At 57.9% G+C, this 23,318-nt stretch carries 24 protein-coding genes; 8 read left to right on the top strand and 16 right to left on the bottom strand.

The window, feature by feature from the left end; genetic code table 11:
- Positions 1-41 precede the first annotated feature (41 nt).
- The 6 genes from rutF to rutA are packed head-to-tail and all read right to left on the bottom strand — an operon-like array spanning position 42 to position 4,261.
- A complete protein-coding gene (rutF, locus tag VOI14_RS01525; RefSeq protein WP_323750254.1) occupies positions 42-569 on the bottom strand; it encodes an NADH-dependent FMN reductase RutF in 528 nt (175 codons plus the stop codon).
- Positions 570-579: 10 nt separating this feature from the next.
- Positions 580-1,170, bottom strand: coding sequence for a malonic semialdehyde reductase (locus VOI14_RS01520; RefSeq protein ID WP_323750253.1), 591 nt, complete (start codon positions 1,168-1,170; stop codon positions 580-582).
- Positions 1,167-2,000, bottom strand: coding sequence for a pyrimidine utilization protein D (gene rutD / locus VOI14_RS01515; protein WP_323750252.1), 834 nt, complete (start codon positions 1,998-2,000; stop codon positions 1,167-1,169). Before rutD ends, VOI14_RS01520 begins: the two co-directional genes overlap by 4 nt.
- Positions 2,000-2,386 (bottom strand): pyrimidine utilization protein C, encoded by a 387-nt coding sequence (gene rutC / locus VOI14_RS01510; RefSeq protein ID WP_323750251.1) that lies wholly within the window; start codon positions 2,384-2,386, stop codon positions 2,000-2,002. The genes rutD and rutC overlap by 1 nt, the downstream gene beginning before the upstream one ends.
- Positions 2,387-2,402: 16 nt before the next feature.
- Positions 2,403-3,173, bottom strand: coding sequence for a pyrimidine utilization protein B (gene rutB, locus VOI14_RS01505; protein ID WP_323750250.1), 771 nt, complete (start codon positions 3,171-3,173; stop codon positions 2,403-2,405).
- Positions 3,170-4,261 carry a pyrimidine utilization protein A gene (gene rutA, locus VOI14_RS01500; RefSeq protein ID WP_323750363.1) on the bottom strand — a complete coding sequence of 364 codons (1,092 nt, stop codon included), beginning with the start codon at positions 4,259-4,261 and terminating at the stop codon, positions 3,170-3,172. Before rutA ends, rutB begins: the two co-directional genes overlap by 4 nt.
- A 391-nt stretch (positions 4,262-4,652) precedes the next feature.
- On the opposite strand from rutA, the gene rutR reads away from it, so the two are divergent.
- The 8 genes from rutR (at position 4,653) to VOI14_RS01460 (ending at position 12,355) form a co-directional block, all read left to right on the top strand.
- Positions 4,653-5,255 carry an HTH-type transcriptional regulator RutR gene (rutR, locus tag VOI14_RS01495; protein WP_323750362.1) on the top strand — a complete coding sequence of 201 codons (603 nt, stop codon included), beginning with the start codon at positions 4,653-4,655 and terminating at the stop codon, positions 5,253-5,255.
- Between the two features lie 238 nt (positions 5,256-5,493).
- The gene (locus VOI14_RS01490) at positions 5,494-6,504 is read left to right on the top strand and encodes an isopenicillin N synthase family dioxygenase (RefSeq protein WP_323750249.1); all 1,011 of its coding nucleotides are present in this window, start codon (positions 5,494-5,496) and stop codon (positions 6,502-6,504) included.
- Position 6,505: 1 nt separating this feature from the next.
- Positions 6,506-6,892 (top strand): VOC family protein, encoded by a 387-nt coding sequence (locus tag VOI14_RS01485; protein ID WP_323750248.1) that lies wholly within the window; start codon positions 6,506-6,508, stop codon positions 6,890-6,892.
- Between the two features lie 31 nt (positions 6,893-6,923).
- On the top strand, positions 6,924-8,012 hold the full coding sequence (locus tag VOI14_RS01480) for a BMP family ABC transporter substrate-binding protein (protein WP_323750247.1): 1,089 nt from the start codon (positions 6,924-6,926) through the stop codon (positions 8,010-8,012).
- Positions 8,009-9,529 (top strand): ABC transporter ATP-binding protein, encoded by a 1,521-nt coding sequence (locus tag VOI14_RS01475; protein WP_323750246.1) that lies wholly within the window; start codon positions 8,009-8,011, stop codon positions 9,527-9,529. The genes VOI14_RS01480 and VOI14_RS01475 overlap by 4 nt, the downstream gene beginning before the upstream one ends.
- The gene (locus tag VOI14_RS01470) at positions 9,522-10,613 is read left to right on the top strand and encodes an ABC transporter permease (protein WP_323750245.1); all 1,092 of its coding nucleotides are present in this window, start codon (positions 9,522-9,524) and stop codon (positions 10,611-10,613) included. The genes VOI14_RS01475 and VOI14_RS01470 overlap by 8 nt, the downstream gene beginning before the upstream one ends.
- Positions 10,614-10,615: 2 nt before the next feature.
- The gene (locus VOI14_RS01465; protein ID WP_323750244.1) at positions 10,616-11,542 is read left to right on the top strand and encodes an ABC transporter permease; all 927 of its coding nucleotides are present in this window, start codon (positions 10,616-10,618) and stop codon (positions 11,540-11,542) included.
- 42 nt (positions 11,543-11,584) lie between these two features.
- Entirely contained in the window at positions 11,585-12,355 is a 771-nt protein-coding gene (locus VOI14_RS01460; protein WP_323750243.1) for an SDR family NAD(P)-dependent oxidoreductase, read from the top strand.
- Between the two features lie 47 nt (positions 12,356-12,402).
- On the opposite strand, the gene VOI14_RS01455 is transcribed toward VOI14_RS01460, so the two are convergent.
- The 10 genes from VOI14_RS01455 to VOI14_RS01410 all read right to left on the bottom strand — a co-directional run bounded on the left by VOI14_RS01455 (position 12,403) and on the right by VOI14_RS01410 (position 23,161).
- On the bottom strand, positions 12,403-12,906 hold the full coding sequence (locus VOI14_RS01455) for a (2Fe-2S)-binding protein (RefSeq protein ID WP_323750242.1): 504 nt from the start codon (positions 12,904-12,906) through the stop codon (positions 12,403-12,405).
- Positions 12,903-15,146: a xanthine dehydrogenase family protein molybdopterin-binding subunit gene (locus tag VOI14_RS01450; RefSeq protein ID WP_323750241.1), complete on the bottom strand. Its 2,244-nt coding sequence runs from the start codon at positions 15,144-15,146 to the stop codon at positions 12,903-12,905. The genes VOI14_RS01455 and VOI14_RS01450 overlap by 4 nt, the downstream gene beginning before the upstream one ends.
- A complete protein-coding gene (locus VOI14_RS01445) occupies positions 15,136-15,969 on the bottom strand; it encodes an FAD binding domain-containing protein (protein WP_323750240.1) in 834 nt (277 codons plus the stop codon). Before VOI14_RS01445 ends, VOI14_RS01450 begins: the two co-directional genes overlap by 11 nt.
- Before the next feature lie 76 nt (positions 15,970-16,045).
- Complete coding sequence (gene alc / locus VOI14_RS01440) at positions 16,046-17,071, bottom strand: allantoicase (protein WP_323750239.1); 1,026 nt, start codon at positions 17,069-17,071, stop codon at positions 16,046-16,048.
- Positions 17,072-17,086: 15 nt separating this feature from the next.
- Complete coding sequence (puuE, locus tag VOI14_RS01435) at positions 17,087-18,019, bottom strand: allantoinase PuuE (RefSeq protein ID WP_323750238.1); 933 nt, start codon at positions 18,017-18,019, stop codon at positions 17,087-17,089.
- On the bottom strand, positions 18,016-18,705 hold the full coding sequence (locus VOI14_RS01430) for a TetR/AcrR family transcriptional regulator (RefSeq protein ID WP_323750237.1): 690 nt from the start codon (positions 18,703-18,705) through the stop codon (positions 18,016-18,018). Before VOI14_RS01430 ends, puuE begins: the two co-directional genes overlap by 4 nt.
- Positions 18,706-18,774: 69 nt before the next feature.
- Entirely contained in the window at positions 18,775-19,587 is an 813-nt protein-coding gene (locus VOI14_RS01425; RefSeq protein ID WP_323750236.1) for an outer membrane protein OmpK, read from the bottom strand.
- 26 nt (positions 19,588-19,613) lie between these two features.
- The gene (locus VOI14_RS01420; RefSeq protein ID WP_323750235.1) at positions 19,614-20,534 is read right to left on the bottom strand and encodes an ABC transporter permease; all 921 of its coding nucleotides are present in this window, start codon (positions 20,532-20,534) and stop codon (positions 19,614-19,616) included.
- 1 nt (position 20,535) lies between these two features.
- The gene (locus tag VOI14_RS01415; protein WP_323750234.1) at positions 20,536-21,639 is read right to left on the bottom strand and encodes an ABC transporter permease; all 1,104 of its coding nucleotides are present in this window, start codon (positions 21,637-21,639) and stop codon (positions 20,536-20,538) included.
- Positions 21,626-23,161, bottom strand: a complete 1,536-nt coding sequence (locus tag VOI14_RS01410) for an ABC transporter ATP-binding protein (RefSeq protein ID WP_323750233.1) — start codon at positions 23,159-23,161, stop codon at positions 21,626-21,628. The genes VOI14_RS01415 and VOI14_RS01410 overlap by 14 nt, the downstream gene beginning before the upstream one ends.
- Between the last annotated feature and the right edge of the window lie 157 nt (positions 23,162-23,318).

Below are 23,318 nucleotides of genomic sequence, written 5' to 3'. Positions count from 1 at the left end.
TGCTGTCCGGTCGGTCGATTACCGGACAGCAAGCGGCCCCGTCATTCGCCTCCCAAGCGGTGGTAGCCACGATCAAAGTAGACCAGGCCACCTATATCATCCTGATGGCGAACGTTGGCGACCTCACAGAACAGAATATCGTGAGTACCCACGCTCACCCGTTTGCTCACGGTGCAGTCGAAGCTCACCAGCGCGTCTTCCAATACCGGTGCACCGGTGACCGCGGTGCTCCAAGTAGCACCGGCAAAACGCTGGTCCATGGAAGTTTTGCTGCCGAACAGGTTCGATAAATCAGATTGATGATCCGCCAGTGTGTTTACGCACACACTGTCATTCTGCTGGAAGGTGTCGTACACCGAAGCGCCGCGGTTCAGGCACACCAACAATGTCGGCGGCTCGTCGCAAACACTGCAGACAGCCGTGGCAGTGAAACCCGCGCGGCCACCGGGGCCATCGGTAGTGACCACATTGACCGCAGCGGCCAGGGTCGACATGGCATTGCGGAACGACTGCTTATCCACGAGCGGTGGCATGGAAAGCACCTCACGAAGTTGCGGTTGAAATTTCATCATTCTCTCCTTATGCCAGTCGGCAAGCGTTGTCGAATTCCAGGCGAGGCAATCGGCCGTAAACCTTGTCCGGATTGCCGTAGCCAAGGTTGATCAGAAGATTGACCTTCCAGGTCGTTCCGGCGAAGAACGCCTCATTGACTTTGCCGGGATCAAAGCCGGACATTGGCCCGGTATCCAGGCCCAACGACCGGGCAGCCAGTATCAGGTAGGCAGCCTGCATCGAACTGTTGCGAAATGCGGTTTCGTAAGCCATTTCGGGGCTGCTGGTAAACCAGCTGCGGGCATCGCCATGGGGAAACAACTCGGGCAGGCGCTCGTAGAACTCTTCGTCATAAGCGACGATCACCGTGGCCGGGGCGCTCATTGTCTTTTCCAGGTTACCGCCGGACAGGCCTGCTGCCAGCTTCTCTTTGGCTTCAGCACTTTGGACAAATACGAATCGAGCCGGGCTACTGTTGGCCGACGTCGGGCCCATTTTCACCAGCTCGTATAACGCCCGGAGCGTGTCTTCCGGGATGGACTGATCCAGCCAGCCATTGTGGGTGCGCGCCTCGGTAAACAATTGACCGAGAGCCTTTTCATCAAGTTGTTGGCTCATAGGGCCTCCTGAGTAGTTAACGCCGCTGCGGGCAAACGATGTTTCCTGAGGTGGTCGAGCATCAGTTCATTGAACCGTTCAACCTCTGTGACATTGACCCCATGACCGCCCTCGGGCAGAAGCCGAATGCAGGAGTTTGGCAGACGGGCTGCCAGCTTCTGGGAACAGGTCCAGGGCACCAATGAGTCATCACGGGTCGCAAGCACGAGCGTCTCCGCATGCACCTTGGCCAGTTCCTGCGCAGCCGGCTGCCAGGCCAGAAGCGCCGCGATGCGCCTCAGAACGTTTGCCGGAGGCGGGAAACTGGCCAGCGCATGGGAAGACTCCTGCTCCAGCCACTCAGTGTTGGCCGCTATCCATACCGGCGTATACAGGAACAGGGGCTGGGCTTCGAGATACGCCTCAGGCCCGGAATTCAGCAGTAACTTCCTGCGCACCGAGAAGCAGCGACGGGAATGCGCATTGGGTTCTGACCAGGCGTTAATTAACAGCAGGCTGGCGACCAGCTCCGGCGACCGTCGGGCCAATTCCAGACCGATCAGTCCGCCCAGTGCATGACCAATGAAATGCACCGGCCCGGTAACCTGATCCTCCAGCAGCCCACCCAGCTCAGCCGCCATCGCTTCAACCGTGTAGAGCTCCGGGATTTCACCCCGACTGCGTCCGGTGCCGAAGTGGTCATAGACCAGCACCCGATAACGTTTGGTCAGAGCAGGCAACTGGGCGGCCCAGTAATTCCTGGACCCACCAAGCCCGGCACTCAGCACAACGAGCTCACCGTCGGCCGGGCCATGGATTTCCCAATAGAGTGGGCTTACGTTACCAGTCATCATTGACCTACGTGCGCAATGCTGGCGATCTCAACCAACGCATCCGGCTTCACCAGACCACATTGAATGCAGTAACGGGCTGGTTTCTCTCCCGGGAAGTACTCGGCATACACCTTGTTGACCGCCGCGTAGTTGTCCCAGTCGGTGACCATGATCATATTGAAGGTAACGTCGTCCATGGTTCCGCCCGCAGCCTCAACCACACCCTTGATGATCTCCAGAACGTGACGGGTCTGGGCCTCTGCATCGCCGACGTGAACCACGTTAGTGTCCTTATCGAACGGCAAGGTCCCGGAAACGTAGACAACGCCGTCGGCCATAGAGCCGGGGACGTAAGGAGCCAGTGGTTTTCCTGAACCTTCGGGAATAATGGAAGTCTTTGGCATGGTGTATCTCCGTCGTTTATGCAGCTGTGGATTCAGTTTGAGCTGTTTCTGCGTCGCCTGTAGCGCCGCCGAAGGTCTGGCAGAAGTCTTCTGTGCTGGACACCCAGCCAAAGAACGTTTCAATGTTGTACAGCGCAGCCTGTTGGACGAACTCCGGGCCCGCCTGGTGCGTTGCATCAGCCAAAACCACCCCGAAGTACTCCAGGAAAAAGCCGTCTCTCAGAGTCGATTCAACACAGACGTTGGTCGCGATGCCGGTAAAGATCAGGTTACGAATGCCCCGGCTGCGCAGGATGCTGTCAAACGAGGTATTGAAGAAACCACTGTAACGGGGCTTGGGAATGACAATATCGCCGGGCTGCGGCTGGAGCTCGTCCACCAGGTCATAGTCCCAAGTACCCTTGGCAAGAAGGCTGCCATTGAGTTCCGGTTCCTTGCGCATGGTTTTCAGGGCATTGGATTTGTACCAGTTTGGGGAACCGGGGCCACCGGCTTCCACGTACTCGGGATCCCAGCCGTTCTGGAAGAAAATCACCGGAATACCTGCCGCCCGCGCCGCAGTGATCGCTTTCTTGATCTGCTGGATGACGGGTCCGGTTGTGGAAACGTCGAATCCGGCCCGGTCCAGATAACCTCCGATCGTGGAATACGCGTTCTGCATATCCACCACGACGAGCGCCGACTCACTGGCGCGGATGTTCAGGGGTTCGGGTTTTCCCGGCAATTCCAGAACCGGTTCCGTACCCGTATTCAGGGCGTAACCCGATTGCTCCGTGGCGATGCTCATACGGCCTGCTCCAGTTCCTGGTTGATATGTACCCGCGTTTTCATCAGCGGCTGAATGTATTTTCCGAAGTTCTCAATGCCCTGAACGAAATCGTCAAAAGTCAGCATTACGCCACTGACACCCTCGACCGCACCCACTTCATCCAGCATCCGGGCAACGTTTTCATAGGAACCTACCAGGGTGCCCATGTTGATGTTCACGGCGGAAGTCGGATCGGCCATCTGACGGATGTTGGTGTCGGACTTCGACTTCTTGTCCACGGCACCCTGCTCGCCGAGCCAGGCCACTGCCTCTTCATCGACACCTTCTTTGTAGGATTCCCACTTGGCCCGGGCCGCCTCATCGGTCTTGTCGGCAATCACCATGAACAGGGCGACGGAACTGACCTCCCGCTGAGCCTCCTCGGTAGCCTTCACCAGGCGTTCAACGGTTGGTGCAAAGGCGGTTGGCGTGTTGACGCCTTTACCAAAGCAGAAGTTGTAATCGGCATATTTGGCGGTAAACGCCATTCCGGCCTCACTCTGCCCGGCACAGATGACCTTCATGTCGGCTTGCGGTACGGGGCTCACGCGGCAATCATCCATCTGGAAGTGCTCGCCTTTGAAGTCGCTGTGGCCGGTCGCCCAAAGATCCCGCAGCACCTGGGCATACTCACCAAGATATTCATAACGGGAGCCGAAGAATTCATCGCCCGGCCATAGCCCCATTTGGGAGTATTCCGGCTTCTGCCAGCCCGTCACCAGGTTCACCCCGAAACGCCCATTGGAGATGGAATCAATGGTGGAGGCCATACGCGCAACGATGGCCGGCGGCATGGTCAGCGTGGCAGCAGTGGCGAACAACTGGATTTTGCTGGTGACGGCAGCAAGGCCTGCCATCAGGGTGAACGACTCCAGATTGTGCTCCCAGAATTCGGTTTCACCACCAAAACCACGCAGCTTGATCATCGACAGCGCGAAGTCGAAGCCATAGCTTTCTGCCTTCTGAGTGATCTCCTTGTTCAACTCAAACGTCGGCATGTACTGAGGCGCGTTCTTTGAGATCAGCCAGCCGTTGTTACCGATGGGAATGAAGACGCCGATATTCATCTGTTCGCTCATGGAATTCTCCTTGATGTTTTCGGTCCGGTGGCGCACCCAGGGGCCACCGCCTTTGACTCACGTTCTCTAACACCAAGGCATAATGCCGGCCAAAATAGTTTTTATTGTTAAAAATCAATTTATTATGATTTTCCTTAAAACTATTTCAGACCAATCGGTCTGAAATAGAGCACTCGGTTTGTGCACTGCGGGCATTTTTGGGGCGAGCCGACCAATCACAGCCAAAAGACCTATTCACCGGGAAATCCGGTGCTAGAATGAGCGTCCGGTCAACCCAGCGGAGAAATACGTGAGCGTCACCAGAAAGGGCAAGGAAACCGCCAGCCAGAGCAAACGGAAGCCACAACGGGTACCTTCCGCTGCGTCGCTCAACCGGCGGATGCGCAATAGTGAGAAGAAACGAGCAACCATTCTGGAGGCCGCGCTATGTACCTTTTCAAAATACGGGTTGCACGGCGCCAGCATCGACCAAATTGCGCTTCAGGCCGATGTTTCCAAAACCAACCTGTTTTATTACTTCAGTAATAAAGAAGAACTTTATGTCAGCGTGCTTCGCGAGCTTCTGGATTTGTGGCTCAAACCGCTCCGGGCATTCACGGTCGAGCAGGATCCTATCGATGCCATCAGAAATTATGTTCGGGTCAAACTGGAGTTTTCGCGGGATCACCCTGCCGAATCCCGACTGTTCTGTATGGAGGTCATGCAGGGAGCGCCATTACTCCTAGCCGAACTGCAGCAACCACTGCACGATCTGGTAGAGAACAAAATAGAGGTTATCCAGACCTGGATTGATCAGGGCAAGCTGGCGCCCGTAGAACCGTACCACCTGATTTTTTCATTGTGGGCGACTACACAGCACTACGCAGACTTTCGCGTGCAGGTAGAGGCTGTCGCCGGGAAAACACTGGGAGATCCGGACTTCTTTCAGGAAACCCTCAACAGTCTCGAAACCATCATCCTTAATGGAGTCCGCCCCCGCTGAACGGAGCGGAACTCTCCCCCGAATCTCTCCTGCCCTTAATTCGGGCTCAGATTAGAACCAAACGCTCTAATTTAGACCATTTGATCTATATCGGTTTTTTACAAATCCCTAACTCTTTGTTTTTTAACAAAATCGAAAAATGGCACGCTTGCTGCTACGTCAATCAGCGAGCGAGAACGACTCCTTTGCTTTTTTATCCGGGCCCTTCTCGCAAAACTGAATTGAAGGAGGTTGTGCCATGCAGTTGCAACACGTACCAACGATCGACCTTGCCCCTTACTTCGAAGGTACCCCTGAAGGAAAGGCCCAGGTAGCGAAGGAGGTCGACAGGGCCTGTAAGGATATTGGTTTCCTGGTCATCACTAACCACGGAATCCCCAAGGAATTGGTAGATCGCGTCTATTCACTGAGTCGCAAGTTTTTCAACCAGCCCATGCCCGAGAAGCGAAAAGTAGATCGCCCCAGTCCTGACATGGTGCGCGGTTATAGCGCCATCGCCGAAGAAAGCCTGTCCTATTCGATGGAAGAGGCTGCGCCGGGAGACCTGAAAGAATCCTTTTCCATCGGGCCCACGGAAGTCCCGGACGACGAGTACCACAGTGGCGCCGCCGCAGGCCCTCACTTTGCGCCCAATGTTTGGCCGGAAACCATTGAGGGCTTCAGAGAGGCCTACTCAAACTATTTCGATGCCATGAGCGGCCTGGCCCGTTCGCTGATGCGTATTTTTGCCCTTTCCCTGAAGCTGGATGAGCATTTCTTCGACGACAAAATCGACAAAGAAATCAGCATGCTAAGAACCCTCAGCTACCCCAACATGGGGACAAATATTGAAGCCGGCCAAATGCGTGCCGGGGCCCATACAGACTATGGCAGCCTGACCATTGTCAAACCCGACAACGCACCGGGTGGTTTGCAGGTGTGCAACCAGAACGGGGAATGGGTCAGCGTGCCCTCCGTGGACGACAGTTTTGCGGTCAATATTGGCGACCTCATGATGAGATGGACCAATGACCAGTGGATCTCGACCCTGCACCGTGTCGTCAACCCGCCTCTGGACGCCGCGACCACCAAGCCACGCCAGTCCATCGTCTTTTTCCACCAGCCAAACTACGACGCCATGATCGAATGTCTGCCCAGCTGTCTAGACGAAGCTGGCAAAGGCAAATACCCGGCTGTCAGCTCTGGCGACCACCTGAAATCCAAATTCGTCAAACAAACCACCTTTGGTGGCACCCAGGAGGTAGCTTGATATGGGTACGCTCTCTTACGTCAATGTCTTCGCCAAAGATATAGAAGCCCTGAATGTTTTCTACCGGGATCTGTTCGGATTCAAGGAAATCCCGGAGATCCGCTCACCCATCTTCCGCGGCCTGGACACGGGGCGCTCCTGCATCGGTTTCAATGCGCTGGACGCCTACGACCTGCTCAAGCTCGATGATTACTCCGACACCAAAGGATGCAAGTTCCTGCTGAACATCGATGTGGACAGCAAGGAAGAGGTGGACAAGTACGTTCCCCAGGCCCTCGCCTCCGGCGCAACGCTCATCAAAGAGCCATACACCACCTATTACAACTGGTACCAGGCTGTACTGCTGGACCCGGAAGGTAACGTCTTTCGAATCAATCACATGATGTAAGACCGTTTCTCCCAACAAAGGAAGTACCAAGATGAAAAAACTCATACTCAGTGCCGGCTTCGCACTGGCCGGTTTCCTGGGCCTGTTAAATAACGCTCACGCAGAGGGCCTCACCCTCAAGAGCGAACCGAAGATTGCCATGCTCTACATTTCCCCGACCAATGATGGCGGCTGGACCCAGGCATTTGATGAAGCCCGCCTGCGCCTAGAAGATGAGCTGGATATCAAGATCCAGTATGTGGAAAGCGTTCCTGAATCGGCCTCCGCCATCCGACCGGCCGTCGAACGCTTTATCAAGCGTGGCGCCAACATCATTATCGGTACGGCATTCGGTTACTCCGATACCTTCAAGTCATTGTCTGAAGATTACCCGGACGTCGCCTTCCTGAACGGTTCCGGTACCACCAACGGTCCCAACCTGCTGTCTTACTATGGCCGCACCTACGAAAGCCAGTACCTTTGCGGCATGGCAGCCGGCGCAGCGTCTGAATCCGGCAAGCTCGGCTTCGTCGCTGCCAACCCGTTCGGCGTTGTGAACTGGACCATCAACGCTTACGCCATGGGTGCCCGTGAAATGAACCCGGATGCAACCGTTACCGTGGTCTATACCGGCGCCTGGAACGACCCTACCAAAGAGCGCTCAGCGACCAAGGCCCTGATCGATCAGGGTGCCGATGTGATCGGCCAGCATGTAGACACCCCGACCCCTCAACTGGTCGCCCAGGAGAATGGCGTCTACGGCACGGGGCACCATCGTGATTTCCGCGAGTTCGCGCCGAAAGCCACGATTTGTTCGTCAGTCTGGGTTTGGGATCGCTTCCTGAAGAATGAGCTGGAGAAAATCATCGCAGGCAACTGGGAACCAGCCCCCCATGGCGCATTGCTGTCCATGAAAGAGGGTGGCACCGACATCGCATGCTGTGGTCCGAACATCGATGAAGAAGAGAAAGCCAAGATCATGGCTGCCCGCGAGAAGCTGATGAATGGCGAACTGCAGATCTATGCCGGACCGCTGACCGACCAGAACGGCACAGTGCGCGCGGCAGAGGGCGAAGTCGTATCCGACGGCGCGCTCTGGCAGATGGACTGGTTTGTTGACGGAGTGATTACCCAGCAATGAATAAACAGAACGCGATCCAGCTGAGCAGCGTCAGCAAGACCTTCGACGGTTTCAAGGCCCTGTCCGACGCTGATTTCACCGCCAAGTGGGGCGAAGTTCACGCCCTGCTGGGCGAAAACGGAGCCGGAAAGTCGTCCCTGATGAACATCGTGGCCGGCCTCTACGGCCCTGAAGGCGGATCGCTGTTCATTGATGACAACCCGGTAAAACTCAAAGGCCCGAAAGAAGCCGCAAAACTCGGCATCGGAATGGTGCACCAGCACTTCAAGCTGGTGACACCCTTCACCGTTGCCGAGAATATCCTGCTGAACCTGGGCCATATACAAACCAGCGGGCTTTACCGCGAACGCCTGCGCCGGGTGTCTGACGACATCCGCGCCATGGCCGAGCGCATCGGGTTCGAAATTGACCCCGGCGCCCGAATTGATCAACTGTCCATCGCGGAACAACAACGCGTGGAAATTCTTAAAGTACTGCTGGCCGGCGCCAAGATACTGATTCTGGACGAGCCGACCGCCGTGCTGACCGAGGAAGAAGCCGAAAACCTGCTCACTACCGTGCAGGGATTTGCCCGGGAGGGCGCTGCGGTGATCCTCGTGACCCACAAGATGAATGACGTTCTGCGCTATGCCGATCAGGTCACCATCATGCGCTCGGGGCGGACCATCAAAAGCCTGAAGCCGGATTCGGTATCCGTCGATGAACTGGTGAAGCTGACCGTGGGCGAATCGGCGCCGGAACAAATGGCTGCGACGGCGAAACGAAGCCCCGGCGAGCCTTTCCTGAAGGTCAAAGGGCTCACCAGCACCGGTGGCCATCGAGCCCTGAATGACCTGAATCTGACCCTGAACAAGGGAGAGATTTATGGCATTGCCGGAGTCGGCGGTAACGGCCAGAGCGAGCTGGCCAACGCCCTGATGGGCATTCCCGAAAGTGTTAAAGGCACCATGGAACTGATCGGCGAGGGCGATCTCGCCGACTTCGATGCCGCCCGGCGCCGCGCCATCGGCGTCGCTGCCATCCCTGCCGACCGTTATGGCTCTGCACTGGCCGGCCCACTCTCCATCGCCGACAACTTTGCCCTCGGCGACATCCATTCCGGGCGATACGGCCCGTTCTGGTATCTGAAAACAGGAGCCATCGAAGCAGACGCGGCGGAAGCTGTTCGACAATTCGATGTCCAGGGCGTTCGTTCGCTGAAACAAAAATCAGCACTGCTATCCGGAGGTAACGCACAAAAGCTGGTCATCGCCCGGGAGTTCAGTCATCCCCCCAAGCTCGTCCTAGCCCACAGCCCAAGCCGGGGCCTCGATGTTAAAGCGACCGAAGCCGTCAGGGAACGCCTGCGTGCGGCCCGGGACAATGGCGCAGCGGTTCTCCTTATCAGTGAGGATCTCGACGAAGTCATGGCCATGGCCGACCGGATCGGAGTCATGTCCGCCGGACGTATCGTGACCGAGTTTTCACAGCCTGCCGATCGTCAGGCCATTGGCCAAGCAATGGTGAACCATGTCTGAATTTGCCTTAGAACAACCACTGATCAAGCGCAGATATACCCTGGAAGTCCGCCAGCAGATGGCCTGGCACTGGCAGGCACTGATCCTCGCCGGATCAATGATTCTGGGTCTGCTGATTTCCGGCACCATTCTCGTGGTGGCGGGAGTTCCGGCAGGAGAGCTCTTGAATGAATTCGTCATCCTCACGCTGTTTGATGCCCAGAGCCTGTCATCCGTGCTCTTTCAGGCCTCACCGCTGATCATGGTGGGTCTGGCCGGTTGCCTGGCATTCCGGGCCAAGTTCTGGAACCTGGGCCTGGAAGGCCAGATGATCTTCGGAGCGATCGGCGCGACGGCGATCACCATGTGGGACATCGGCGCTCCGGGCATGCGTCTGCCGCTGATGATCGCTGCGGCCATGGCCTGCGGGTTGCTGTGGGCCGTTGCCCCGGTGCTTCTCCGGCTCAAACTGCAGGTTAATGAAATCGTCTCGACCCTGATGCTCAACTACATCGCGATCAACGTATTGCTGCACCTGATGTACGGAGCCTGGAAAGACCCTAAAGACGCATTCCCCTATTCGCCGAAGTATGAAAGCTTTGAGCTTCTGCCGGAGCTAGGGAACGGCCTCAGCCTGTCCATTCCCATCGCCATTGGCATTGCCCTGCTCGTACTCTGGTTCGTCAACATCTCCCGTGCCGGCCTCTATCTTCGATTCGTGGACAAGAGTCCTAAAGTCGCCAGTGCCGTCGGGGTCCCGGTCGCCAAAACCATCTTGATGGCGGTGCTCTTTTCCGGAGCCCTGGCTGGGCTGGCCGGGCTTATGGTCGCTGCGGGGCAGGAAGGTCGTCTCACCCATTCTTTTTATGTGGGCTATGGATTTTCCGGCATTCTGATCGCGTTTCTGGCCCGAAACAATCCGATCGCGGCCACCTTCGCCGCGTTGCTGATCGCTACCCTGTTCGTTGCGGGCAGAAGCCTTCAGGTGTTCTACCAGATCCCGTTTGCCATGGTGCAACTGATCCAGGCCGTACTGGTGATTTGCGTCGCTTCCTCAGATTTCTTTATTCGTCATCGTATTCGCCGCGTACAGGGGGGGGACTGATCATGGACCTGATTTCGAGTTGGATGGGTAATATCCCTGAATTTGCGGTTCCTTTTGCCCTTGCGGCGCTGGGACTGATCATCACCGAGAAGTCCGGCGTTCTCGCGCTGGGCGCCGAGGGCCTGATGCTGGTCGGTGCCGTTGCCGGAATCGGCGCCTACCTGACCTTTGAACACACTGCGGTCGCACTGATCATGGCCATGATTGCCGCCAGCGTGGTCTCCCTGCTGTTTGCCCTGATGGTGCTGGTCATGCGCATGAACCAGGTTATCTCGGGTCTGGTACTGGTGTTCTTCTGCCAGGGCCTAACGACCCTGACGGGCACACTGATGGGCTGGACCAACCAGCCTGTTCCCGGACTGGAGACCATTGCATTCTGGCCGCTCTCCGAGCTGCCCTACCTGGGCCGGTTCTTCATTCAGAATCCTGTGGTCTACCTGGTACCGGTGATTTTCCTGGTTTCCGTCTGGGCCTTGAATCGCACCACACCGGGCCTGCGCATGCGTGCCGTTGGCGAAAACCCGCAAGCCGCAGACGCCGCCGGCATTCCCGTCTTGAGCTACCGGTTGGCTGCGATTGTGATCGGAGCCGCGTTGATTGGTCTGGCGGGTGCATTCATTGCCGTTCTCAGTACCAAACTCTGGATTTCGAATATGACCGCAGGTCGGGGGTGGATTGCCGTCGCACTGGTCATTTTCGCTCGCTGGTCTCCCTGGAAGGCTCTGACCGGGGCGGTTCTGTTCGGCTGTATTGAAGCATTGATTCCCCAACTGGCGGCTTCCGGCATCAAGCTCCCGCAATACTTTGTCTTCATGGCGCCTTATGCCATCACCTTGGGCGTCATGATCTGGGTGGCCGCATCAAAGCGGGACAGCAACAGCCAGCCCGGCGCTCTGGGGACACCGTTTATACGGGAAGAACGCACCTGAACCGGCGGAACCAGACCCAACATCAATCACGAGGAGAATACCTTGAGCAAGACTTTGTTTATCACCGGTGCGACCTCCGGCTTTGGCGCAGCCACAGCCCGGCGATTTGCCGCCGACGGTTGGTCCATTGTTATCTGCGGCCGCAGGGAAGAACGCCTGCACGCATTGGCGGATGAGCTTGGATGCATGACTCAGGTGCATGCCCTGAAACTGGATGTCCAGGACGCTGAAGCGGTGACACAGGCGATCGCCTCACTGCCTTCAGACTTTCGCCAGATCCATACCTTGGTCAACAATGCCGGCCTGGCACTGGCACCGGCGGCCATGCAGGATGTTCAGCTTGCCGACCTGCACACTATGATCAACACCAACATCACCGGGGTAGTCAATGTGACCCATGCCCTGCTATCAACGCTGATCGAAAGCGGAGCCGGCGCCAACATCATCAACATTGGCTCCACCGCCGGTGAATGGCCTTACCCTGGCAGTCATGTGTACGGAGCCAGCAAAGCGTTTATCAAACAGTTCTCCTACAACCTGCGCAGTGACCTTCTAGGCACAGGGGTGCGCGTCACCGATCTCGCACCCGGCATTGCTGAAACCGAGTTTTCGCTGGTTCGCAACAGTGGCAATAAAACCGCAGCGAACTCGGTCTACGAGGGGACCATTCCCCTGTCCGCGGAGGACATTGCCGAGCAGATCGCTCACATAGCCAACCTGCCCGATCACATCAATATCAATCGGGTGGAGATGGTACCGGTGCGGCAGGCCTGGGGGCCGTATGCCATTCACCGAGAACAGAGCCCTTGCTAGAAACGAGAAACCGGCAGGTGGGGGCCTGAATTCACTCAGCCCTCCCCCTAGGTTTCAGAACTCGCCTCTGTAAGCACAGCGATGGCACGTTTCAGACCACCGTATCCGGTGCATCGGCACAGATTACCGGCCACGGCCTCTTGAAGATCAACGGCATCGCCGCTCTGCTGCTGGCGCAAACCTGACACCAGCGATACCGCGATACCCGGCGTACAATAGCCACACTGCAAGGCGCTTTCGGTCGCCAGTGCGTCTCTCACCTGGACAAAATCCGGGTCTTCGGTCAAACCCTCAACGGTTTGCACCGTGCAGTCTGATAGCTGCCAAGCCATCACCAGACACCCGGGAACGGCCTCACCGTTCAGCAGCACGGTGCAAGCGCCGCACCTGCCGATACGGCAACCGGCACGCGCAGAGGTGATCCGCCCGCTGTCCCTCAGGATGTCCAGCAACGTGGTTGCCGGCGCTACCCGCTGTGAAATAACGTCTCCGTTCAGCTTAAACGTTACCCTTTCCGGGGTGCAGATTTCCGGCTGAGTAGGTCTGGTCATAAGCGCTGTTCCTCCTGAGCACAAAGCGCGGACAACAGAGAGCCGGCGTCGACCGGAAGGTGCCGCAGCCGGATACCAGTGGCCGCCTCAATCGCCGAACAGATGGCCGGCACCACCGCCTCAATGCCCAGTTCTCCAACCCCTCGCACCGGAAAGGGGTCCGTCTCCGGTGTGTTATCCAGAATATCCACACGCTGGTCAGGCACATCGTGCATGGTGGGTATCATGTACTGGTCCAGGTTGTCGGCCAGATAGCGACCTTCCCGGGTCGGCATATCTTCGGTGAGGGCCATGCCGAGGCCCATGATGGCGGCACCCTCGATCTGTCCGAGGTAGCCGGGAGGGTAGATAACGCGACCCGCCGCGGTTATGTGATGAAGCTCCGTAACGCGAACCCGACCGGTCAATCGGTCGACGGCCACCCGGGCCACTGTCGCAATCTGCAACTGAAGGTAACGACCCACAGGTTGATTCCCTTCCGGGGCAACGGGAAATTCCTGGCTGGCATCCACCATGGTTTGTTCCGGCTGACCTTTTTTAGCCAGTTCTTGATAGCTCAGCACCCGCTGGCCATTAACGAACAGGCCTCCAGGGCCGCTGTCCAGCTCGTCACGAGGCAGATCTGTCAGCGCAGCGGCCTGATCCCGCACGCGGTCTTGCCAGCGAGGAAGAATAGTTGCGAGTACACCCTGAACCAAAACCGAGCTGCGCGAAGCACTGGTGGGACCGGAATCCGGTCCCCGCGAGTTCCCCAGCACCACGTCGACATCGCTGGCGGCACAGCCCAAAGCCTCACACACAAGGCAGGTAATGGCTTCGACAAGATTCTGGCCATAATCGACGAAGCCGAATTCTAGGCGAATCCGGCCTTCTGCGGTCAGACTCATCCGGCCGCCACCACTGTCAGGCAGACCATCGCCGAGCCCGTTACCCTGAGCCCCCATGGCCATACCCGTGCCGGTTAGCCAGCGCCCACAAGCGTCGGCAGCAGCGGGCAACCAGAGTGGTGATGCTGCAGCTTCAGCCAGAACCTCGGTCGGCGGTGCTGTCCAGCGCACCGCCTGCCCCCGACTTCCCGGCTCATCCACCGTGCGCAGATTGATTCTGCGCAGTTGCAACGGGCACATCTTCAATTTTCCCGCCAGGGCGTCGAGCTGGGATTCCACGGCAAACGTCGCCTGATTCCCGCCAAACCCCCGGAAGGCACCGGAAACGCCGTTATTGGTGTAGACCAAACGCCCGGAAACGGAATACGCCTCGATCCGGTACAAAGGCGCCGTGGCGTGATCCAAAAAGTTTTCCAACACCGCAGGCCCCAGGCTGGCGTAGGCACCGGTGTCCAGCAGCGCGTCGACACGATGGGCCAGAATTCGGCCCTGGCGATCACACCCGGTGGTCATCACCACCGACACAGGGTGCCGCTTGATACCAACACGACAGGACTCGAACCGGTCCAGATGGATCAGTACCGGGAAACCGGTCTGTAACGCCAGAATGCCCGCCACCGGCTGAATGGTCAGCTCGTCCTTACCGCCAAAGGCACCGCCGGTCGGGGTCGCCTCCACTGTGACCTGAGACGGCTTCAGGCCGAGAATGTCGGCCAGCTGTTCAACATCACGGTGACCTGACTGACACCCTACCCGAAAGGCCACGCCACCGTTGTTATCCGGAATCGCTACGCCGCCCTCAGTCTCCATGAAGGCGTGCATTTGCCGGGGTGTTTGATAATGATGTTCCACGATCACGGCGCATCGTGCAAAGGCTGCGTTGCTATCGCCGCGCGCGAGAGAGTCCCGGGCCACAACGTTACTTTCGCCATGCAGGGGCGCCATCTGTTCCGCCGTTTCAGCCTGATCGACCACAACCAGGGGTTCGTAATCGACGTCAATCAGCGCCAACGCCGCCCGCGCCTGCTCCAGGGTGTCTGCGGCCACCGCCGCAATCGCGTCACCCTCATAGCGGACCCGGTCTTCACACAACACCGGCTGATCACGCACAACAATGCCAAAACGGTTCAGGCCCGGCACATCCGCCGCCGTCACCACGGCTCTGACGCCCGGCATCGACCTGGCCCGGGTCGTATCTACCCGCAGCAGACGGGCATGCGCGTGCCGGCTGCGCAGGATGACCCCGTGCAACAGACCGGGCAGGTGCTGCTGGTCCGTGGCGTAGCCAAAGCGCCCTTCGATGCGTTGAAGAACACTGGTTCCCGCCATAGCGGGCTGAGCTTTAAGTTCCAAGCGCCACCTCCGACAACAGCCCCTCCGTCATCCGTCGCAGCGCCATGCGCAGATCGGGGTCCTGCCAACCGTGAGCAGCCAATTCGCGGTCAATCACCGCTCCGAAATCACCCGGTGCCGAAGCAGCCTGATCGTGAACAAACGCTTCCGTCGCCGCCAGCCGAAGCAAGCCTCCTTCGCCCGACACCGCCAGACGCACCCGAACACCATCATGAACACAAGCCAGAGTGGCGCGGGTCGGACTGAACCGCTCTCGATAGCCGAGTTTCTCCAGCGACATCCGCCACCCCCTGCAATCCGGAATCGTAAAACCACGCAACAGATCGTCCGGTGCCCGCTCCCGCAGCCATAGGGAAAGCGGCAGTGCCCGCTCGCCTGCGTGACCGACTACGTCCACTCGTACATCAAGCGCCATGGCCAGGGCAGACAGATCACCACCCACGATCAGATTGCCGCCAACGGTTCCCAGCGCCCGAACGCCCGGCCCCGCCACTTGGTTCAGAAAAACCGCCAGCGGCGGCAGATATTCACGGGCCAGAAGGTGCCGTGCCATTTCAGACAAAGAGGTCAGCGCACCCACAACCAGCCCGTCCGGCCCCTCTTCCAGCCCCCGAAAGGCAGGCCACGAGGCATTCAGTGCCACCAGTTTTTCCGGCCAGCATTGATCCCGCTCATGGGCCGGCTGAAGCCAGGTACCGCCTGCGGTATAAGGCGCCCTGAACTGGCGGGCCAGACGGACCGCCTCGCCGGGAGAATCCGGGCGCAGGACCCGGATCGCTCGCCGTGCGGTCACCGGGCTCATTTCAGGCAGGGCGGCTGGCACGGAGATACGCTAGCGAGCGGCCTGAATGGATGTGATGGATTGCTGAGGATTGATCTCATCACAATCCTGACCCCATTCATGACGCGGCTTTTCCGAACAGGCGAACGCGGCTGACACCACCGTCAGGAATCATATTGAATCGGATGTGCGTAATAGGCCCTAGATCCACCAGTTCCTGGAACTGATGGATACTGTCCGCCGTCAACGGCTGCTCCTCCATCAAGGTCGGCCAGAACATACTCTGGGTGATCAGGGACTCTGCCGTGCCGGCTCCCTCCGCCACGCAGGCTGCCTGAATGGAACAAGCGGCCGGGAAGTTTCCTTTGAAGTGAGCCGTATCGACCTCTATGCGTTCAGCAATACCCTTGTGACCGAGCGCCAGAATGCACCAGTCGTTGCCGGGTTCACGCCGTCGGCGGGTTTCCCAGCCATCACCCATGTTGAGACCGCGCCCCGGTCGCAGTAACTTGCGCGGCTCGCCGTAGTGGGCGTCACTCCAGGCGACCTGGTCCCCGCCATGTTCCAGGGCCAGCAAATTCCGGCTCTCATCCGTCGCCAACAGCGTTGTCCAGTCACAGAAGGGCTTGCCATACACGCGCAGGCGCGCCAGCCCGCCATCCGGGTAGATATGCAGTCGCAAATGGGTCCAGGGCTGATCGGATTCAATCGCACAGAAGCGATGATCGTTGCCTTTCAGTCCGGTAGCAGGCACCAGCACTTGCCAGTTTGTGTGTTCATCCGGCTCTGCGTCCAGACTGAAACAGGCTTCCAGAGAGGCCGCTGGAGGAAAATTTCCGGTAAAAAAACTGGTATCAAAATCAACGCCCATCAGGATGCCCGGCATGGCCAGGCGCACGATGCACCAGTCGTGGCCGGTCGTCCGCCGGCGACGCGTTTCCCAGCCGTCCATCCATTTCCCATGATCGTCATAACGGTCGGGGTAGAATACGGGCTGTTCTGGGTCGAGCATGCGCTCTCTGGGTCCAAAAAACTCGTCTGTCACCCCGGTCACTTCCGCGCCCAGACTACGATCTGCCAGATTCAAGCCAAGACGGGTAAACTCGGGGCCCTCCACAAGAGGAGCCACAACGGCGTCAGTCATTCTAAAACTCCGGTATCAATCAGGTTGGTAAGGGTGCATCTGCTTCCAGTGGCGGGCGATATCAATGCGCCGGCACACCCATACCCGCTCGTGCTGCTGGATATAATCAAGGAAGCGCTGCAATGCGCGGAATCGGCCCGGACGCCCGACAACCCGGCAATGCAGGCCAACGGACATCATTTTCGGAGCTTCCGCACCCTCTTCATAAAGCACATCAAAGCTGTCTTTCAGGTACTGGAAGAACTGCTCTCCGGAGTTGAAACCCTGAGGTGAACAGAAGCGCATGTCGTTAGCCTCCAGCGTATAAGGCACCACAAGATGGGGTTTCTGTTCGCCCGCGCTGGTCTCGACGGTGGTCCAGAATGGCAGGTCATCACCGTAGTAATCGCTGTCGTATTCGAGGCCACCCTGCTCCACCACAAGCCGGCGGGTATTCGGGCTGTCCCGACCGGTGTACCAGCCCAGTGGGGGCGTTCCAGTGAGCTGCGTATGCTGTTCGATCGCCCGCTCAAGGTAGCGGCGTTCCTCAGACTCGCTCATATCCTGGTAATGAATCCAGCGCTCGCCGTGACAGGCAATCTCATGGCCGTCATCCAGGAACGCCTGAACAACGTCCGGGTTACGCGCCATCGCCATGGTTACGCCGAAAACGGTCAGCGGCAGTTCCCGCTTCCGGAATTCTTTCAAAATGCGCCAGACACCGGCGCGGGACCCGTACTCATAGAGGGATTCCATACTCATGTGCCGATCCGGGTAGGCTTGGGCGCCAATGATGTCAGAGAGGAAGCTCTCCGAGTGCTCATCACCATGAAGCACACAGTTTTCCCCGCCCTCTTCGTAATTCAGTACAAACTGCACCGCGACCCGGGCATTACCAGGCCACTGGGCATGAGGAGGATGTTCACCATAACCCCGCATATCCCTCGGATATGAAACACGCTCATTCATGTCGGACTCTCAAGACCACACCCCCGGAGGATCACACCGGTCAGAAAATTCGCCGCATGGTCGAAGTCGCGCTTCTCGTATTCGGCTTTGTTTTCCACCATCAGGATCTGCACCTGGAAGTCGGCATAATGTTGGGTTGAAGACCAGATCAGAAAAATCAGCTGCACCGGGTCGACCGGAGCCATGCGCCCGTCGTCGATCCAGGACTGGATAACCTCCGCCCGACCCCGAACCCACTCGCGCATGTTGGTGCGCAGGTGCTCAAGCAAGAAAGGGGCACCCTGGATAATTTCCATTGCAAACAACCGGGATGCCAACGGGTACTGGCGCGACATTTCCACCTTGTTCCGGATAAACGTCGTCAGGGCTTCCGCCGGGTCGTCTTCCGGACTGATCTCGGTGAATACTTTGTTCCAGCGCTCGAGGATGTCGTCAAACATGGCCCCGTACATGCGCTTCTTATTGCTGAAGTAGTACAACACGTTGGATTTTGGCAATCCTGCCCGCTCGGCAATATTCTGGATCGTCGTACCCTTGTAGCCGTTCAGCGCGAACTCTTCCTCGGCGGCAATCAGTATCCTTTCCCGGTTACGCTCCCGTATCCTTCCGGGGCGATACGTACGATTCTTGCCATTGCTGTCTTTTTTGACGGCAACGGAGCTTTCTGCAGCAGAATTGTTTGTCATGGGCCTCTCACTTATTGTCCATTTTTTCAGGAGTCCGACAGCAATATTCTGCCGGACTCCTGTTCAGGATCAAAAGTGGAATTTCACCAGGGCGCTGACGGAGCTCTGATCGCCGATCAGGGTATCGCCAAGACCGTACTTGTTGTTCCAGTACTGGTACTCAATACCAGCATAGAGCACGCCCGGAGCACCCCAGAAGTTACTCACGTCCAGCTTGATCTGGGGGGTGAACTGAAATTCGGACTCATGGTCAGATTCCGCGGTGGACCAGTCGATGTAGCCGTCGATCAGGAACAGGGCAGAACCAACCTCCAACGGAGCGCCCCAGGTAACGGTCAGCTGATAATCATCACTGACCTGTTCGTTATCGACATAATAAACAGAGGTGTTGAAATACATGAAGCCAGGCACGTCCCACGCCAGTCCGAAGCCACCCATGTAGTTGTTTACCTGAGTGCCTCCACCGAATTCATATTGGGCGCCCAGGGTCACGTCCTTGATCGGACCAAAGCTCATGTCCGCACCGGTCAGCCAGCTGGTGCTCACGTTGGGAGCAAATTCACCGTAGACGTTATCGGAGCCTTCGACATCACCCTGCCCCTGATCACGGTCAATGAAGAAGAAGGTGCTTCCCCAGTTGTGAGCCGATGCGTTCTCGAAGGTAAAATACGTGGCTTCATATTCCATACCACCATTGCCACCAGCGTCGAATTCAACACCCTCGTACTGGTTACTGTGCAAAATCGAGATGCTGGAGCTGCCGAAGAATTTCTCAGCATGGGCAGCAGGGGCGAAGGAAGCAGCGGCCACGCAGCCGGCAATCAATGTTTTACGAAATGCATTCATGGTATTACCTCTCAGGTTACTTTCTTTTGGTTTCATTGTTGGTGCTCATTTAACGGTTCTTGTTAGCGTCCCGGCCGATAGGGCTGACCAAGGGAAAGGGGGGTATTCAATCGGGTTCGGGCCGGATTCCAGGACAACAGAATCAGCATCAGAATCGTGACAACGTAGGGCAGCATCGCCAGCAGTTCCGTAGAGCTCGTCCAACCGAGGCCCTGCAGAACCAGATGCAAAATACTGGCTGCTCCGAAAAGATAAGCACCCAGCACAACCCTCTCGGGCCGCCAGGTAGCGAACACGACCAGCGCCAGGGCTATCCAGCCACGGCCGGCTGTCATGTTCTCGGTCCAAAGCGGGGTATAGGCAAGAGATAGATAAGCACCGGCCAGGCCGGCCATGCCGCCGCCGAACGCCACCGCCAGGTAGCGCACAGTCAGCACTTTCAAGCCGTTGGCATTGGCGGCTTCAGGGTCTTCACCCACCGCGCGCAACAACAGGCCACCACGGGTATGGCGCAGGAAAACGGCCACACCGACAAAGGCAATCAGGGACAGATACACCAGTGGATCCTGATTAAACAGAACACGCCCCAGCACCGGGATATCGCTCAGGAACGGAATCGCGACACGGGAGAAACCGTCAATCGACTGGCCCACAAAACCGGCCCCGAGGAAGGCACTTAATCCGGTGCCGAAAATGGTCAAGGCTAATCCGGCGGCGTATTGGTTTGCGGCCAGGGATACCGCCATGAAGGCAAACAGCAACGACATGCCAATCCCGGCCAAAATCGCAGCAGCCACCCCGACAACCAGACTGCCACTAGTCAGCGCCGCGACAAACCCGGCGACGGCGCCCATCAGCATCATGCCTTCCTGCCCGAGGTTCAGTACCCCGGAGCGCTCACAGATCAATTCACCCAGCGCCACCAGCAACAGCGGAGTACCCGCCACAACAGTGGCCGCCAGCACGTTCGTCAGCAATTCCATTTCAGGCCTCCCCAAGGGCAGTCTTGGCTGCCATGGTGGTTTGCCGCGCCGGCCGTTTCAGGCGGATGCGATAGTGGATAAAAGCGTCACAAGTCAGCAGGTAGAACAGCAGCAAGCCTTGGAACAGACCGGTCACCGCCTTGGGCATATTCATGGCGATCTGGAGCATCTCTCCCCCTATGAAGGTCAGCGCCAGCAGCGCACTGGCAACCACGATGCCAAGAGCATGCATACGGCCAAGGAACACGACGATGATGGCGGTGTAGCCGTACCCGGGAGACACCTGCGGCACGAGCTGACCAATAGGGCCAGTGACCTCCGAAGCCCCGGCTAGGCCGGCGGTGGCACCGCCCACCAGAAAAGCAAACCAGGTCAGCCGGCGGGCCCCAAAACCTGCGAAAGCGGCGGCCCGATGATCCTGCCCCACCACGTTGAGCTGAAAACCGATAAAACTGCGGGCAAACAACACCCAGACCACAACTGCAGCCAGCAACCCGAACGCCAGCCCCAGATGCAACCGTGTACCGGGAATCAGCGCTGGCAACAGGGCCGAGTCCGCAAACATCACAGACTGAGGAAAGCCAAAACCATAGGGGTCTTTGAGAGGACCATGCACCACATACAGCAGCAGATTCAGCGCGATGTAGTTGAGCATGATGGTGGTGAGAATCTCGTTGCAGTGCAGATGAGTTTTCAGTCCTGACGCAACCCCCGCCCATAACATGCCCGCCAGGGTTCCCGACAGCAGAACCACTGGCAGCACCCAAAAGCCGTCTGCATTAACCAACCAGACCGCCATGATGCTGGCCCCTAGAGCCCCCATCAGAAAGTGCCCTTCAGCACCGATGTTCCAGATTTTCGCCCGGTAGCAAACAGTCAGCCCCGCCGCACACAGGAGCAACGGCGCCATCTTCAGCCCGAGTTCGGCAAGTCCCATCAGGTCGCTGATCGGTGTAATAAAGAAGAACTTCAGACCTTCCACAGGGTCCTTGCCCATCGCCAGAAAGAGGCAAAAGCCGGTAATGATGGTCAGTACCAGGGCAAGCAGTGGCGATGCCCATCTCATCAGAGCGGAATCAACGGGGCGACGCTCAAGCAGCAACATGGCTCACCTCCGCAGACTCGAAGTCTCCTGCCATCCATTGCCCGAGCTGTTCAATGCTCAGCTCAGAGGTAGGCGCAAGGGGTGAAAGCCGCCCCTCACACAGGGCGCCCAACCGATTGCAAAGTTGGTAGAGCTCATCCAGGTCTTCCGAAATCAGGACAACGGCCGCCCCTGCATCCCGCAGTTGAACCAGAGCTTCATGGATCGCCACAGCAGAGCCGACATCAACGCCCCAGGTAGGGTGCGACGCCACCAGCAAGCGGGGCTTTTGTAACGCTTCACGACCAATAATGTATTTTTGGAGATTGCCTCCCGAGAGGCTGCCGGCGGTGCTGTTTTCACCGTTACAGCGCACACCGAAACGACGGATCACCTCCTGGGAATACTCCCGGACCCGCCCAAAACGAATCAATCCACGGCCCACCAGCCCCTGACCGGAGGCGGTCAACAGAGCGTTGTCGGCCAGCGACATATTGGGAACCGCCCCCCGTCCCAGGCGTTCCTCGGGAACAATCGCAACCCCAAGATCCCGGCGCTGATCCGGCGACAGGTTTTCGATGCTCTTGCCATCCAGGCTGATGCTACCGGTATCCACCAGGATTTCTCCCGACAGCGCTTTCAACAACTCATCCTGGCCGTTGCCCGCAACCCCGGCGATCCCCACAATTTCACCCTTGCGCAGTTCCAGGGCCACCTTCTTGAGACTGGTGCCAAACGGGTCGTTACTCTTCCATTCCAGCGCCCTGACATTGAGCAGAACATCGCCGGGCGCCGCTGCGGTCACCTGGGTTGAAATCGGCGTATCGTTACCGACCATCAAGCGCGCAATGTCGTTCGCCGACACCTCTGCCGGCCTGCAATCACCACTCACACGACCCTGGCGCAATACCGTGGCGTTGTGGCACAGGTTGCGCACCTCTTCGAGTTTGTGACTGATGAACAAAATGCTGCAGCCTTCGCTCGCGAGCTGCCTCAGCGTGGCAAACAGTGATGAAACTTCTTGAGGCGTCAGCACCGATGTCGGTTCGTCCAGAATCAGCAAGGTGCTTTCCTGAATCAGACAGCGGACGATCTCCACCCGCTGACGCTCCCCGACAGACAAGGTACTGACATAACGCCGGGGATCCAGCGCCATACCGTAGCGCTCCGATACTTCACGGATACGCTCGTCTAGGCGCTTCCGGTCCCGGGCTTCAACAGGAGGCAGGCTAAGGGCAATGTTCTCGGCGACGGTCAGGGTTTCGAACAGGGAGAAATGCTGGAACACCATGCCGATGCCCATACTCCGGGCCTGAGCCGGGCTGGTCACCCTGACTTCATGACCATTCCAGAGCATCCGGCCTTCATCCGGCTGAACAACGCCATAGATCACCTTCATCAAGGTGCTCTTGCCGGCGCCATTTTCTCCCAAAAGCGCATGAATCTCACCGGCTTCCACCGTGAGGTCAATTCCATCGTTAGCCCGGCAACCCGGGTATTCCTTGACGATGTTTTCCAGTTTCAAGCGCAACGCCGCAGTCATACACAGCCTCTTTCTATTATGTATGCCTGGCCAGCCGACTAAGAAACTGACCAAGTAATCAACATTTCAAGTGAGAGCAATATGCTTGCCAATAGTTAATAAAACCGAAAAAACCTTTAATTGAACCAGTTGGTCAGTTTTTTGCAGAAAACCTTCC

Origin of the sequence: Marinobacter sp. (assembly GCF_034669625.1) — a bacterium.
In the GTDB taxonomy this organism is placed as follows: domain Bacteria; phylum Pseudomonadota; class Gammaproteobacteria; order Pseudomonadales; family Oleiphilaceae; genus Marinobacter.
Note: the sequence above shows the minus strand (reverse complement) of the source record. Positions and strands in the feature narration are given on the sequence as shown.